This is a genomic window from Streptomyces sp. ATexAB-D23 (genome assembly GCF_000373645.1).
Lineage (GTDB): Bacteria > Actinomycetota > Actinomycetes > Streptomycetales > Streptomycetaceae > Streptomyces > Streptomyces castrisilvae.
This window is the reverse complement of record NZ_KB892016.1, coordinates 102,701-116,966: the sequence shown is the minus strand read 5'-3', so window position 1 is coordinate 116,966 and position 14,266 is coordinate 102,701. Positions and strand designations below refer to the sequence as shown.

12 protein-coding genes and 1 riboswitch are annotated in these 14,266 nt (G+C 71.9%); of the genes, 11 read left to right on the top strand and 1 reads right to left on the bottom strand.

Going from position 1 to position 14,266, the window contains the following annotated elements:
- Positions 1-64: 64 nt before the first annotated feature.
- Positions 65-913, bottom strand: coding sequence for a DUF4190 domain-containing protein (locus tag B082_RS0117155; RefSeq protein WP_026249885.1), 849 nt, complete (start codon positions 911-913; stop codon positions 65-67).
- A gap of 243 nt (positions 914-1,156) precedes the next feature.
- Here B082_RS0117155 and B082_RS0117150 point away from each other — a divergent pair, with 243 nt between their 5' ends.
- The 11 genes from B082_RS0117150 to eno all read left to right on the top strand — a co-directional run bounded on the left by B082_RS0117150 (position 1,157) and on the right by eno (position 14,215).
- The gene (locus B082_RS0117150) at positions 1,157-3,277 is read left to right on the top strand and encodes an N-6 DNA methylase (protein ID WP_018553043.1); all 2,121 of its coding nucleotides are present in this window, start codon (positions 1,157-1,159) and stop codon (positions 3,275-3,277) included.
- 235 nt (positions 3,278-3,512) lie between these two features.
- Complete coding sequence (locus B082_RS0117145) at positions 3,513-4,127, top strand: hypothetical protein (RefSeq protein ID WP_018553042.1); 615 nt, start codon at positions 3,513-3,515, stop codon at positions 4,125-4,127.
- Entirely contained in the window at positions 4,124-5,656 is a 1,533-nt protein-coding gene (locus B082_RS0117140; RefSeq protein WP_018553041.1) for a serine/threonine-protein kinase, read from the top strand. Before B082_RS0117145 ends, B082_RS0117140 begins: the two co-directional genes overlap by 4 nt.
- Before the next feature lie 104 nt (positions 5,657-5,760).
- Positions 5,761-6,741: a glycosyltransferase family 2 protein gene (locus B082_RS0117135; RefSeq protein ID WP_018553040.1), complete on the top strand. Its 981-nt coding sequence runs from the start codon at positions 5,761-5,763 to the stop codon at positions 6,739-6,741.
- Complete coding sequence (locus B082_RS0117130; RefSeq protein WP_018553039.1) at positions 6,738-7,139, top strand: GtrA family protein; 402 nt, start codon at positions 6,738-6,740, stop codon at positions 7,137-7,139. Before B082_RS0117135 ends, B082_RS0117130 begins: the two co-directional genes overlap by 4 nt.
- 137 nt (positions 7,140-7,276) lie before the next feature.
- Positions 7,277-7,933: a SurA N-terminal domain-containing protein gene (locus B082_RS0117125; RefSeq protein ID WP_018553038.1), complete on the top strand. Its 657-nt coding sequence runs from the start codon at positions 7,277-7,279 to the stop codon at positions 7,931-7,933.
- A gap of 33 nt (positions 7,934-7,966) precedes the next feature.
- The gene (locus B082_RS0117120; RefSeq protein ID WP_018553037.1) at positions 7,967-8,929 is read left to right on the top strand and encodes a nucleoside triphosphate pyrophosphohydrolase; all 963 of its coding nucleotides are present in this window, start codon (positions 7,967-7,969) and stop codon (positions 8,927-8,929) included.
- Between the two features lie 9 nt (positions 8,930-8,938).
- A complete protein-coding gene (locus tag B082_RS0117115; RefSeq protein ID WP_018553036.1) occupies positions 8,939-10,273 on the top strand; it encodes a cytochrome P450 family protein in 1,335 nt (444 codons plus the stop codon).
- A 106-nt stretch (positions 10,274-10,379) separates the two neighbouring features.
- Positions 10,380-11,408, top strand: coding sequence for a transglycosylase family protein (locus tag B082_RS0117110; RefSeq protein WP_018553035.1), 1,029 nt, complete (start codon positions 10,380-10,382; stop codon positions 11,406-11,408).
- A 301-nt stretch (positions 11,409-11,709) separates the two neighbouring features.
- Positions 11,710-11,877, top strand: a riboswitch (cyclic di-AMP (ydaO/yuaA leader).
- Positions 11,878-11,881: 4 nt separating this feature from the next.
- Positions 11,882-12,628, top strand: a complete 747-nt coding sequence (locus B082_RS0117105) for a transglycosylase family protein (protein WP_018553034.1) — start codon at positions 11,882-11,884, stop codon at positions 12,626-12,628.
- Positions 12,629-12,934: 306 nt separating this feature from the next.
- Positions 12,935-14,215 carry a phosphopyruvate hydratase gene (gene eno / locus B082_RS0117100; protein WP_018553033.1) on the top strand — a complete coding sequence of 427 codons (1,281 nt, stop codon included), beginning with the start codon at positions 12,935-12,937 and terminating at the stop codon, positions 14,213-14,215.
- Positions 14,216-14,266: the final 51 nt, after the last annotated feature.

Here is a 14,266-nt window from a genome sequence, read left to right as displayed (position 1 = left end):
GCGGAAGGCGCGGAACCCGCCCCGGGGAGGGCGGGTTCCGCGCGGGCCGTGCGCGCCCCGCGGGTCAGAGCTTCAGGTCCCACTGCGTCGCGTCGTACGTGAAGCCGGGGTTGACCTCGACGGTCAGGCTCTTGGCATCGGCCGGCGAGTCGAAGGCGAAGAGGACCGTGACCTTCTTGCCCGGCAGGATCGTGCCGCTGAAGCCCTGGCCGACCTTGTCGTCGAAGATCTGCTCGGCGTCGACCCCGTCCTCCCCGGCGCGCGCCTCGACGCCGACGAGGGTGGAGTCGAACTTCTCCTTGCCCGCGTTCTCGATGACGACGGCGACCCGGTAGGCCTTGTTGCCCTTGGTGTGACCGATCGCGAACTCACTGGGGGAGTACTTGGTCGCGTCGCCGACCGTGACCGTGAGGTCGTCGTCGTACACCGCCGAGTCACCCTCCTCCAGTGCCTCTTCGGCGGGCTTCTTCTCCTCGTCGCCCTTCGGCTTCCCCTTGCCCGTGTCACCGCCCGCCTTCGGCTTCGCGGACGCCGTCGTGTCCGACACCGCCTTGTTCAGGTCGTCCACCGCGTCACCGACCGCCTTGAACGTGATCACCGCGCCGACCACCGAGAGGACCAGCGCGATCAGCGCGAGGACCGTCCCGAACGTCGCCATGTTCTTGTTCGTCGCCTCGCCCCTCTTGGCGCGGCCCCGGCCGACCAGGCCCAGGACCAGAGCGATCGTGCCGAGGATGCCCGCCAGCCAGAACAGGAACGGGATCAGGCCGGAGACCGCGCCGATGAGCCCGAGGATCAGGGCCGCCACCCCCAGCCCGTTGCGTGCGGGGCGGACGCCGGGGGTCCGGTCGGGTGTGTACGGCTGCTGCGGCTGGGAGTACGGGGGCTGCGGCGGCTGCGTGTACTGGGACATGGCTGTGCCCTTCGGCAAGTGCGGGATGAGTCGGGAGCGGATCCACATGTCGCCTCGTGCAGCGACAGGTCAATCACATCATCATGTGTGAACCGAGTCAACACGGTTTACTGTGAACAGGGTGGTGCACGCTGTGAATCGTGTGCTGTGAACGGATCGGTATGCTCGCCCGCACAACAGTCGGTGCGCCCACGGCAGGGCGCACGCACGGGCCGAAGCGGTACGAGCACCAGGGAGCAGCAAGTGCCGGAGAACGCGACAGAGGTGACCGCCGCCGGGATCGCCCGCCTGGCGGGCGTGGGGCGCGCCGCCGTCAGCAACTGGCGCCGGAGGCACGCCGACTTCCCCCAGCCGGTCGGCGGCACCGAGACCAGCCCGTCCTTCGCCCTGTCCGAGGTCGAACGATGGCTGCGCGACCAGGGCAAGCTCGTCGAGGTCCCGCTCCGGGAACGCGTCTGGCAGCAGCTGGCCGGCCACCCCGCGGGCGCCGTCACCGCCCTGGTGCACGTCGGCTGCGCCCTGCTCGTCGCGGACCGGAGCCCGAGGGCCTGGCGCGAGATCACCGGCGTGTCCGACACGCGCATGGCCGGCGTGCTCTCCCTCGCCCTCGACGACGCGCTGACCGGCCGCTTCGGACCCGCCGGGAACGGGCGCGCGGTGCGCACCCCGGACCGGGACGAACTCCTGCCGTCCGTACCCCTCCTGCGCGGCGCAGCCGAGCTGGCCGCCGAGACCGGCGCCCGGGAGACGTACGAGTTCCTGCTCGGCCGGCAGCTCGACGCCAACCCGCGCCAGTACACGCTCACCCCGCCCGGACTCGCCGAACTGATGGCAGCCCTGGCCGGCGCGCACGCCCCGGACACCCCGGACGTGCGCACCGTCCTCGACCCGGCGGCGGGCACCGGCGCGCTGCTCGTCGCCGCCCCCGGCGCCACCGCCCTCCACGGCCAGGAGAACGACCCCGGCCTCGCCGCCCTCACCGCGCTCCGCCTCGCCCTGCGCACCGCCCCCGCCGAGTGCACGCTCGACGTGCGGACCGGGGACACCCTGCGCACCGACGCCTTCCCCCGGCTCGCCGCCGACGCGGTGCTCTGCCACCCCCCGTTCAACGAGCGCAACTGGGGCCACGACGAACTCGCCTACGACCCCCGCTGGGAGTACGGCTTCCCTGCCCGCACCGAGTCCGAACTCGCCTGGGTGCAGCACGCGCTGGCCCGGCTGCGGGACGGCGGCACCGCCGTCCTGCTGATGCCGCCCGCCGCCGCCTCGCGCCGCTCCGGCCGCCGCATCCGCGCCGACCTGCTGCGCCGGGGCGCACTGCGCGCCGTCATCGCCCTGCCGGCCGGCGCCGCACCCCCGTACGGCATCCCGCTGCACCTGTGGGTCCTGCGCAAGCCGGGCGCCGACCCGCACCCCACGCCCGAACTGCTGCTGGTCGACACAGCCGAGCCCGCCGAACAGAGCACCGACCGCGGCGGCCGAGACCGGCCCGACTGGCCGGCCCTGCGCCGCGCCGTACTCGACGCCTGGCAGACGTACGACGGACAGCGAGAGGGACCGGACGCCGACGGACAACGAGAACAGGCCGCCGACGGCCACCGCGAAGCGCCCGGCGCCTCCCGGATCGTCCCCGTCATCGAACTCCTCGACGACGACGTCGACCTCGCCCCCGCCCGCCACCTGCCGTCCCCCGCCGCCCCCGGCGGGCCCGCCGAGCTGGCCGGCGTACGGGAGAGGCTGACCCGGACCCTCCGACTCGCCTCCGGGCTCACCCCGCCGCCCCCGGCCCTCGCCGCCCCCGCGCACCGCCCGCTCACCACCATCGGCGAACTCGCCCGCGCCGGCGCCCTCCAGCTCCGCCACGGCGGCACCGGCACCGGCGAAGGTCCCGTCCTCACCGAGCACGACGTGCTCGCCGCCACCGCCCCCTCCGGGAGCCTGCCCGCCGAAGGAACGCCCGAGGAACCCGTCCTCGTCGCGCCGGGAGACGTCGTCGTCCCCGTACTCGGCGGCGTCACCGTCGTCCGCGTCGTGGACGAGGCCACCGCCGGCGCCGCGCTCGGCCGCAACCTCCAGCTGCTGCGCCCCGACCCCGCCGTCCTCGACCCGTGGTTCCTCGCCGGCTTCCTGCGCGGCACCACCAACAACCGCCAGGCCAGCAGCCACGCCTCCACAGCGACCCGGCTCGACGCCCGCCGCCTCCAACTGCCGCGCCTGCCCCTGGCCGAACAGCAGCGCTACGGCGAACGCTTCCGCGCCCTGGCCGCGTTCGAGGACGCGCTGCGGCTCGCGGGACGGCTCGGCGGACAGCTCGTCCAGGGCCTGTACGACGGCCTGACGGACGGTACGGTCACCCCGGAGTGAGCCCCCCCGGCGGCCGCCTCGGCAGGCGGTACGGTCACACGGAAGCAAGCGGAACCACAACGGTTCCGCACAACCCCGGGCCCCCTGTCGGTGTCGCCCCTTACGCTCGGTTCCGCACGCACGCCCCTGTGCGCGCGGACGTTCCACCACCAGGCATCCAGGAGCAGCCATGTACGCCCCGGGTCAACCGCCCACGGCGCCGCGCCGAGTCCCCGGCAGAGCCTGGATCGTGTCCATGCGCGTGCTGTTCACCGCGCTCTCGGTGCTCTCCATGGGGCTGCTGCTGTGGACACCGCTGCTGCGCCTGGCGATCGTCCGCCGCAGGGCCTTCGACTGGTGGATGACCGCGGCCGGGTTCCTGTTCGTCTGCGTCCTGCTGCCCGTCCTCGGCAGGGACGGGTCGGACGACGCCACGGGCATCGACTACGTGCTCATCCCGCTGCTGCTCCTGGCGATGATCGGCGCCCCCGTGCACTACCTGACCGCCGACATCCGCCACTACGCACGGCTGACGGGCAAGGGCGGCCCCGCGCTCCCGCACCCGGCACCCGGCTACGGATACGTGACCACCGTGCCCGTGCCCACCCCGGCGCACGGCCTGACGGGGACGACGGGGACCCCGCGGCCCTACCCGCCGCACCCCCAGCAGCAACCCGTGCCCCTTACCCTCACCCGCTGCCCCCAACCCCACGACCAGCCCCACCCCACACCTCCTCCCCAGCAGCACCCCGCCCCCCGACACCAGCCCCAACACCAGTCCCAGTCCCAGCCCCACCCCCAGCGCATCGACCAGGTCCGCGCCGAACTGGACGAGCTGAGCGACTACCTCCGCAAGGAGGAAGGCCGGTGAACGGTCGCCTCATCGGCGGGCGGTACGAACTGGCGACCATCCTCGGCCAGGGCGGCATGGGCCAGGTCTGGACCGCCTACGACCAGCGCCTGGACCGCCGCGTCGCCGTCAAACTGCTGCGCCCCGACCGGGTCACCGGACCCATCGGCAGCGACGCCGCCGACGAACTGCGCCGCCGCTTCGTCCGCGAATGCCGGGTCACCGCCCAGGTCGACCACCCCGGCCTGGTCACCGTGCACGACGCGGGCAGCGACGGCGACGACCTGTACCTCGTCATGCAGTACGTCGAGGGCGCCGACCTCGGCGACCACCTCGCCGAGCACGACCCCTACCCCTGGCAGTGGTCCGTCGCGGTGGCGGCCCAGCTGTGCGCCGTCCTGAGCGCCGTGCACGCCGTGCCGATCGTCCACCGCGACCTCAAGCCCCGCAACGTGATGGTCCGCCCGGACGGCACCGTCCTCGTCCTCGACCTCGGCGTCGCCTCCGTCCTCGACACCGACACCACCCGCCTCACCCACACCGGCTCACCCATCGGCTCCCCGGCCTACATGGCCCCCGAGCAGGCGATGGGCGGCGCGGTCGGCCCGTACACCGACCTCTACGCACTCGGCGTGCTCCTGTACGAACTGCTCAGCGGCGACGTGCCGTTCGCCGGCTCCACCGCCCTCGGCGTACTGCACCGCCACCTCTACGAGCCCCCGCTGCCCATACGCCAGATCCGGCCCGACATCCCCGAGACCCTGGAAGCACTCGTGCTGCGGCTGCTCGCCAAGGACCCGCAGCACCGCCCGGCCGGTGCCCAGGAGGTCTACGAGCACCTCGCCCCCCTGCTGCCCACGCTCGGCTCCCGGCCGCCCGCGGGACCGCTCGACCCGACCCGCCCCTTCCTGCGCCCGCACGCCCCCTGGCCCGACCGCCCCACGGTCCCGGCACCCGCCCAGCCCGCCCCGGCACCCGCCCGCCCGGACGTCGCCGCCGCCGTGGACGAGGTCAAGAGGCTGCTCGGCGAGGGCCGCATCACCCAGGCCGTCGACATGCTCGGCGGGCTCCTCCCCGTCGCCGCCGAACAGCACGGACCCGGCTCCCCGGTCGTCCGCATCCTGCGCAAGCAGTACGCGGCGACGCTGATGGACGACGGCCAGTACCGCCGCGCCCTGCCCGAACTCCGCCTCCTCGCCGACGACCGGGCCACCCAGGCGGGCCCCGCCGACCCGCAGACCCTCGGCTACCGGTGCGACATCGCCCAGTGCCTGGAACAGCTCGGCGAACCCGCCGCCGCACTCGCCGAGTACCGCGCCGTCCTGCCCTACTACGAGAACCAGTACGCCACGGGAAACGACCCGGCACGCTCGTACGAGATCCGCCACCGCATCGGACAACTGCTCCTCGCGCTCGGCGACCACGCCGGCGCACGCGGCCAGCTCCAGTCCCTGCTGTACGACACCGAGCGCACCTACGGGCCGCACCACCCGCTGCCCGTCGAACTGCGCCGCCAACTGGAACGCCAGATGCAGGTCCGCGGCGGTTGAGAAGCGGCGGCGGGGGGAAGGGGCGCGAGGCCGTTCACCCGATGGCCGCCCCCCGGCCACACCGGGCTTCGGAGGGCGACACATCGACCGGTTGATGTACATGAGTGCTGATCTCGCTGGTGGTGCCTTGTTACAACGAGGAAGAGATCCTCGAACGCTTCCATGAACGCGTCACGGACGAAATGTCCCGGCTGGGCCACGCGTTCCAGGTGGTGTACGTGGACGACGGAAGCGCCGACCGGACCCTCCCGGTCATCAAGGAACTGGCCGCCGCCGACCCCCGCGTCCAGTACGTCTCCTTCAGCCGCAACTTCGGCAAGGAAGCCGCCATGCTGGCCGGCCTCCAGCACGCCGAGGGGGACGCCGTCGTCCTCATGGACGCCGACCTCCAGCACCCGCCCGAACTCGTCGGCCGCATGCTCCAGGAGCACGCCCGCGGCCACGACCAGGTCATCGCCCGCCGCACCCGGGCCGGCGACCGCGTCACCCGCACCCTCACCGCGCGCGCCTACTACCGCCTGATCAACCGGCTCATCGACGTCGAACTCGTCGACGGAGTCGGCGACTTCCGGCTGCTCTCGCGCCGCGCGGCCGACGCCGTGCTCTCCCTCACCGAGTACAACCGCTTCTCCAAGGGCCTCTTCGCCTGGGTCGGCTTCCCCACCACGACGTTCAGTTACGACAACGCCGCACGCGAACAGGGCCGCTCCGCCTGGACCTTCGGCAAACTCCTGAACTACGGCCTGGACGGGCTGCTCTCCTTCAACAACAAGCCCCTGCGCGCCGCCCTCTACCTCGGCCTGCTCCTGACCTCCCTCGCCCTGGCCTACGCCGCCTGGATCGTCGGCGTCGCCCTCGTGCGAGGCGTCGACACCCCCGGATACGTCACCCTGCTCGTCGTCGTCACCGCCCTCGCCGGCGTCCAGATGGTGCTGGCCGGAGTGGTCGGCGAATACGTCGGCCGCATCTACTACGAGGTCAAGGGCCGCCCGCACTACCTGGTGAAGGCCACCAACACCCACCTCCGCAGGCCCGCGCCCGGCCCCGGCCCCGAGCCGGAGACCCGGGAATTCGTGCGGCGATGACCATCAAGGCACAACTGGCACGTTTCGCCCTCGTCGGAGCGGTGAACACCGGCACGTACTACGGCTGCTACCTCCTGCTCCTGCGCGTACTGCCCTACCTCGCCGCGCACGCCCTCGCCTTCGCGCTCAGCATGACCGGCTCCTTCTTCCTCACCTCGTACGTCACCTACCGCACCCGCCCCACCTGGCGGAAGTTCCTCCTCTTCCCGCTCACCAACGCGGCGAACTTCGCCGTCACCACCGGCGGCGTCTACCTGCTGGTCGACCTGGCCGGATTCAGCAGCCGCTACGCCCCGCTGCTCGCGGCCGCGGCCGCCATTCCGGTCACCTTCGTGGTCTCGCGCACGATCATGCTGCGGCCGGACACACCGCCGAAACCGGTCGAACGCACGGGCTGAGGCCACCCACCGGCAGGCCACATCCCCAACTCCTCCCGAATCGTTGGTCGAATCAGTGGCCCGGACCACTTCCACTGCCTAACATCGATCACCGCAAGGCCTTGTGCACCGCCGCACAATCTCCTCGGGAGGCTCCTTTGCACCGCCGCCGTCGCACCGCGCTCACCGTCTCCGCCGCGCTGCTCGCCGCAGCTCCACTTCTCGCCGCCTGCGGCAGCCAGGCCCACCCCGGCGCCGCGGCCGTCGTGGGCGGGGACCGGATCACGGTGTCCACCGTGCAGGCCCAGGTGGCGGACGTCCGCCAGGCGCAGGGCTCCTCCGCGCAGGCCGCCCAGCTCACCGACCAGTCGGGCCAGCTCGCCCGCGCCAAGCTGCACGGGCTGATCCTGGACCGCGTCCTGGACCGGGCGTCGGCGGACGCGGGCGTGACGGTGACCCGCGCGGAGATCCAGCAGATGCGCAAGACGGCCGTCGCCCAATACCAGGGCGAGAAGGGCCTCCAGGCGGCCGTGCTCCAGGAGCGCTGGCTCGCCCCCGGCCAGATCGACGCCTTCCTGCGCGAGCAGATCCAGCTGACCAAGCTCGCCCAGGCCCTCGGCGCCGACCCGAGCACCCCGGAAGGCACCAAGGCCATGGGCGAGGCGCTGACCAAGGCGTCCGAGGCGCTGAAGGTCGACGTCAACCCGCGCTTCGGCAAGTGGAACGACCAGCAGATCCAGCTCGCCGACTACAAGGCGCCCTGGATCACCCAGGTCACCAAGCCCGCCCAGTCGGCCGCGGAGGCCGGGGCCTGAGGGGCCCCGCGCGGCCGGGGTAGATTCGACATCGTGAACGCTGAAGACCCCGGCCGCATCGTCCTGCTCACCGCCAGCCACCGGGTCGCCCCCGGACTGCTGTCCTGGCCCGCCTGGCAGGCACTGCACGCCGCCGACCGGGTGCTCTGCGGGGAGCCGGGCCAGCCGCAGCTGCCGTACCTGCGCGAGGCCGGCATCACCGTCACCCCCGGCGTGCCCGACGCCCAGGAGCTGGTCGACGCCTGCGCGGGCGGCCGGACCGTGGTGATCGTCACCGGCGGCGAGGGCGACCAGCCGCTCACCGACGGCCTGGCCCGGCTCGCCGGTTCGGGGCGGGTGCGGATGCCGGACCTGGAGCTGCTGCCCGGTTCGTACGACCTGCCGGGCGCCCGGCTCCTCGACCTGGTCCAGGTCATGGACCGTATCCGCGCCGAGTGCCCGTGGACCTCGCAGAAAACCCACAAGGGCCTCGCCAAGTACGCCATCGAGGAGGCCTACGAGCTGGTCGAGGCGATCGAGGACGGCGACCGCGAGGAACTGCGCGAGGAACTGGGCGACGTACTGCTCCAGGTCGTCTTCCACGCGCGCATCGCCGAGGAGGACGAGCAGGAGCCGTTCTCCCTGGACGACGTCGCCGCCACACTGATCGAGAAACTGATCCACCGCCACCCGCACGTCTTCGGCGACGAGACCGCCGAGACCCCGGAGGACGTCCACGCGCACTGGCTGCGCACCAAGGCGATCGAGAAGCAGCGCGCCTCGGTCACCGACGGGGTCCCCCTCGGCCAGCCCGCCCTCGCCCTCGCCGCGAAGCTCACGAGCCGCGCCCGTACCGCCGGCCTCGACGTCCCCCTCCCCGAGGGCGACGACCCCGGCTACCGCCTCCTCGCCCTCGCCGCCCACGCCCAGGAGACCGGCACCGACCCGGAGGCCGCCCTGCGCGCCGCGGCCCGCGCCTACCGGGACGCCATCAGGACGGCGGAGGGCACCGGATAACGTCGGGGAGTGAACGACAGCCCCGCCGAAGCCGCGTCCGTACCCGCCGGCTGCCCCGCCCACACGTCCCAGGGCGCTGTGCCGCCCGCCCCCGAACTCTTCACGTGGGAGTTCGCCACAGACCCGTACCCCGCCTACGCCTGGCTGCGTGAGCACAGCCCCGTGCACCGCACCACGCTGCCCAGCGGGGTCGAGGCGTGGCTGGTGACGCGGTACGCGGACGCCCGGCAGGCCCTTGCCGACGCCCGGCTGTCCAAGAACCCGGCACACCACGCCGAGCCCGCCCACGCCAAGGGCAAGACGGGCATCCCTGGCGAGCGCAAGGCCGAGCTGATGACGCATCTGCTCAACATCGACCCGCCGGACCACACCCGGCTGCGCCGCCTGGTGTCCAAGGCGTTCACCCCACGCCGCATCGCGCAGTTCGCGCCCCGGGTGCAGGAGCTGACCGACCGGCTCATCGACGCCTTCGTGGAGAAGGGTGAGGCGGACCTCATCCACGAGTTCGCCTTCCCGCTCCCCATCTACGCGATCTGCGACCTGCTCGGTGTCCCGCGCGAGGACCAGGACGACTTCCGGGACTGGGCGGGCATGATGATCCGGCACGGGGGCGGCCCGCGCGGCGGGGTGGCCCGGTCGGTGAAGAAGATGCGGGCCTATCTGCTCGAACTGATCCACCGCAAGCGCGAGAACCCCGGCGACGACCTGATTTCGGGGCTGATCCGGGCCAGTGACCACGGCGAGCATCTGACCGAGAACGAGGCCGCCGCCATGGCCTTTATCTTGCTTTTCGCCGGTTTTGAGACGACCGTGAACCTGATCGGCAACGGCCTCCACACCCTGCTCGGCCACCCGGACGAACGTGAACGGCTGCAGCGCTCGCTGGCGGCGGGCGAGAGCGAGTTGCTGGCCACCGGGGTCGAGGAACTGCTGCGGTACGACGGACCGGTGGAGCTGGCGACCTGGCGGTTCGCCACCGAGCCGCTGACCATCGGCGGGCAGCGCGTCGGCGAGGGCGATCCGGTGCTCGTGGTGCTGGCGGCGGCCGACCGGGACCCCGAGCGCTTCGAAGGCCCGGACACGCTGGACCTGTCCCGCCGTGACAACCAGCATCTCGGCTACGGACACGGCATTCATTACTGTCTGGGAGCGCCGCTCGCCCGGCTGGAGGGGCAGGCCGCACTCGCCACGCTGCTGACTCGCCTTCCGGATCTGCGACTTGCGGGAGAACCTGCCGATTTGCGCTGGCGTGGTGGGCTCATCATGCGCGGATTGCGCACGTTGCCGGTGAGCTTCACGCCCGGAGCGCGAATCAACAAAGGTGACACTCTGTCAACTCTGTGACTTTCGCGTGATCTCTGCTGCATCGACTTGTGACTCACGTTCGAGTCCCGCTAGGTTCACCGTTCGACTCACCAGTCGCTTGTCAGTCACACGGAAGGCATCTCCCATGGGCTCCGCGAACGGCAGACACCGTCGCCCTCGTCAGGCACCCGCCATCGTCGTCGCCGCAGGCGTGACCGGCTCGGCCATCGCCATCCCGCTGCTCGGCGCGGCGGGCGCGCACGCGGCGGAGGCGTCGACCTGGGACCGGGTGGCCGAGTGCGAGAGCGGCGGCATGTGGAGTGCCGACCTCGGCAACGGCTCCTACGGCGGGTTGCAGTTCTCGCCGGAGCTCTGGAAGGCGTACGGCGGTGAGTCCTACGCCGAGCGCGCGGACCTCGCCAGCCGGTCGCAGCAGATCGCCGTGGCCGAGAAGGTCCTGGCCGCCAAGGGGCCGCAGGCGTGGCCCAGCTGCGCGGTCATCTCCGGGCTCACGAAGGACTCGGGCCCGGCGGACGCCGACCCGGGGGCCACGCCCTCCGACAGCCCCTCCCGGAGCGCGGACGCGGGGCTGGACGCCGGTCTGGGCGCCGACCCGGCCGACGACGCGTCCTCGGGGGCGTCCCGCACGCCCTCGGCCTCGGCCTCGGGGGACGCGACCGGCGGGGCCACGGGTGAGGCCGCCGACAGGAGTGCGGGCAAGAAGGACGGCAAGGCGGATGGCGGGCAGGGCGGCAAGGGGGGCGCCGGGGCGTCCACGACTCCGTCGGCCGACCCGTCCGGCGCGCCGTCCGTCGACCCCTCCGCCTCCACCGACCCCTCCGCCGACCCGTCCGGCTCCTCGGACGGTGCGCGGGAGACGGGCGGCAAGCACCGTGGCGCCCCGGCGCCCGACGACACGGCCGAGGCGGACAGCGGCCGCGACACGGGCCGGCACGCCTCGCGGGGTGACGGTGAGGCACGCGACACCGGGGCGCGGGAAGCTGACGGCACGTACACCGTCCGGCCCGGCGACAACCTGTGGGCGATCGCCGAGGCGCAGGAGCTGCCCGGCGGCTGGACCGGGCTGTACGAGGCGAACAAGGACGAGGTCGGCTCCGACCCGGACCTCATCCTGCCCGGCCAGAACCTCGACCTCGGGCTTGACGCCCAGTGACCACGGTCCGATGAACGGCTGAAAACGCCCCGAATTTTGGGGGGTTCAAGAGGCCCATGTCCCACTTTTGACCAAGTGAGACATGGGTCTCTTTGCGTGAACTCACGCATCTTGTCCGGGAGGTCCCTCCGCATCCGTTCCGACCTGCACAAATAAGGGTTCATCGGATGCTCGTACGGGATGATTATCCGGTATGTCCATCTTTGAATATGAGGGTTACGTGTGATTACGGTCAGAACCGCTCGCACCGCGGGCCCCGTCGACCGTCACGCCGAATCCTGCCGTCGGTCGAAGGGAACAGACGCGTAAAGCGCCGTAGGCAGGAGCGGGGGACCCAGGTAAGCGCTGGGCCGGATCGTCGGGAGACGATCAGGACCGGCTAGGGGTGAAGTCGCGCCAGAGGCGCGGCCGGGCAACTCACTTGGCCCGAACCCGACAGCTCACCTCGCAGGCGTCGGTGAGGAGAAGTCTCGATGCTGCTCAACAGCAAGGGCAACAAGCACCGTCGCCCGTCCAAGCTCGTCCGGATCGCCTCGCTCGTCGGTGTCACCGGTGCCGCCGTCGCCGTGCCGCTGATGGGCGCGACCGGCGCCTCCGCCGCCTCCGTCGCCACGTGGGACGCCGTCGCCCAGTGCGAGTCCGGTGGAAACTGGTCCATCAACACCGGCAACGGCTACTACGGCGGCCTGCAGTTCTCCCAGTCCAGCTGGGCCGCCGCCGGCGGTACCCAGTACGCGCCCCGCGCCGACCTGGCCACCAAGGCCCAGCAGATCGCCACCGCCGAGAAGCTCCTCGCCATCCAGGGTCCGGGTGCCTGGTCCTGCGCCGGTGCCGGCAACCTGAGCAACGACGGCGTCGACCCGGGCGTCGACACCGGCTCCGGTGCCGCCAAGACCGAGACCGCCCCGAAGCAGGAGTCTGCGCCGGTCCAGAAGTCCGAGCCGAAGAAGACCGAGCGCACCGAGGCGCCCGCCACCAACCGCTCGGACCGCTCGGATGCCCCGAAGAAGGCCGAGCGGAAGACCGTCACCACCCCGGCCGGCGAGAAGGTCGAGAAGGGCGACGGCGAGTACAAGGTCGTCACCGGCGACTCCCTGAGCAAGATCGCCGCCGACCACGGGGTCGAGGGCGGCTGGGAGAAGCTGTTCGAGCTGAACAAGGACATCGTCGAGGACGCCGACCTGATCTACCCGGGCCAGCAGCTCCACCTGACGAAGTAGTCGCGGTCCCGCCTCGCTGACCGCTCGGGCCGCCCCGGCCCGGCGCGCACCTTCCCCCCGTGCGTGCCGGGCCGGGGCATGCCGCTTTCCGCGGTCCGGCGGGGCGTGATCGTTCAACTGTTGTAGTTACTGGCCAGTAAATATCTGGCGCTATGTCCCGCTGTGCCCGCCCTTGGGCCCTTTTTCGTCCCAGGGTCCGGGCGCCCCGCCGACGTGGACGGCCGGGCCGGTTAGGCTCTTGTCGCAAGGCCGAAGAGACCAAGAGGCCCTGCGCCATCAGCGTCATATCCCAGAAGGAGATGCCACGTGCCGTCCATCGACGTCGTCGTAGCCCGGGAAATCCTCGACTCCCGGGGCAACCCCACGGTCGAGGTCGAGGTTGGCCTCGACGACGGCAGCACGGGTCGTGCTGCTGTTCCGTCCGGCGCCTCCACCGGTGCGTTCGAGGCCATTGAGCTTCGCGACGGCGACCCCAACCGCTACCAGGGCAAGGGCGTCGAGAAGGCCGTCCTCGCCGTGATCGAGCAGATCGGCCCGGAGCTCGTCGGCTACGACGCCACCGAGCAGCGCCTCATCGACCAGGCGATGTTCGACCTGGACGCCACGGAGAACAAGGGCTCGCTCGGCGCCAACGCCATCCTCGGCGTCTCCCTCGCCGTCGCGCACGCCGCCTCCGAGGCCTCCGACCTGCCGCTGTTCCGCTACCTCGGTGGCCCGAACGCGCACCTGCTGCCCGTTCCGATGATGAACATCCTCAACGGCGGGTCGCACGCCGACTCCAACGTGGACATCCAGGAGTTCATGATCGCGCCGATCGGCGCCGAGTCCTTCTCCGAGGCCCTGCGCTGGGGCGCCGAGGTCTACCACACGCTGAAGAAGGTCCTGAAGACCAAGGGCCTGTCCACCGGCCTCGGCGACGAGGGCGGCTTCGCGCCGAACCTGGAGTCCAACCGCGCCGCCCTCGACCTCATCGTCGAGGCCGTCAAGGAGGCCGGTTACACCCCGGGCAAGGACATCGCGCTCGCGCTCGACGTCGCCGCCTCGGAGTTCTACAAGGACGGCAAGTACGAGTTCGAGGGCAAGTCCCGCTCGGCCGCCGAGATGACCGAGTACTACGAGGAGCTCGTCTCCGCGTACCCGCTGGTCTCCATCGAGGACCCGCTGTACGAGGACGACTGGGCCGGCTGGAAGGTCATCACCGACAAGCTCGGCGCCAAGGTGCAGATCGTCGGCGACGACCTCTTCGTCACCAACCCGGAGCGCCTGGCCCGCGGCATCGAGGAGGGCTCCGCCAACGCCCTGCTCGTCAAGGTCAACCAGATCGGTTCGCTGACCGAGACCCTGGACGCCGTCGAGCTGGCCCAGCGCAACGGCTTCAAGTGCATGATGTCCCACCGCTCCGGCGAGACCGAGGACGTCACCATCGCCGACCTCGCGGTCGCCGTGAACTGCGGCCAGATCAAGACCGGCGCCCCGGCCCGTTCGGACCGCGTCGCCAAGTACAACCAGCTGCTGCGCATCGAGGAGATCCTCGACGACGCCGCGGTGTACGCGGGCCGCTCGGCGTTCCCGCGCTTCAAGGGCTGACACCTCCGCCCGGCCGCCGCGCCCGAGGGTGCCGGCGGCCCGGCGGGGTCA

What these genes read in the sequence shown, in the direction of transcription:
- B082_RS0117155 (WP_026249885.1), bottom strand. Translation starts at nt 913, where the DNA reads ATGTCCCAGTACACGCAGCCGCCGCAGCCCCCGTACTCCCAGCCGCAG.
- B082_RS0117145 (WP_018553042.1), top strand. Translation starts at nt 3,513, where the DNA reads ATGCGCGTGCTGTTCACCGCGCTCTCGGTGCTCTCCATGGGGCTGCTG.
- B082_RS0117130 (WP_018553039.1), top strand. Translation starts at nt 6,738, where the DNA reads ATGACCATCAAGGCACAACTGGCACGTTTCGCCCTCGTCGGAGCGGTG.
- B082_RS0117110 (WP_018553035.1), top strand. Translation starts at nt 10,380, where the DNA reads ATGGGCTCCGCGAACGGCAGACACCGTCGCCCTCGTCAGGCACCCGCC.
- B082_RS0117105 (WP_018553034.1), top strand. Translation starts at nt 11,882, where the DNA reads ATGCTGCTCAACAGCAAGGGCAACAAGCACCGTCGCCCGTCCAAGCTC.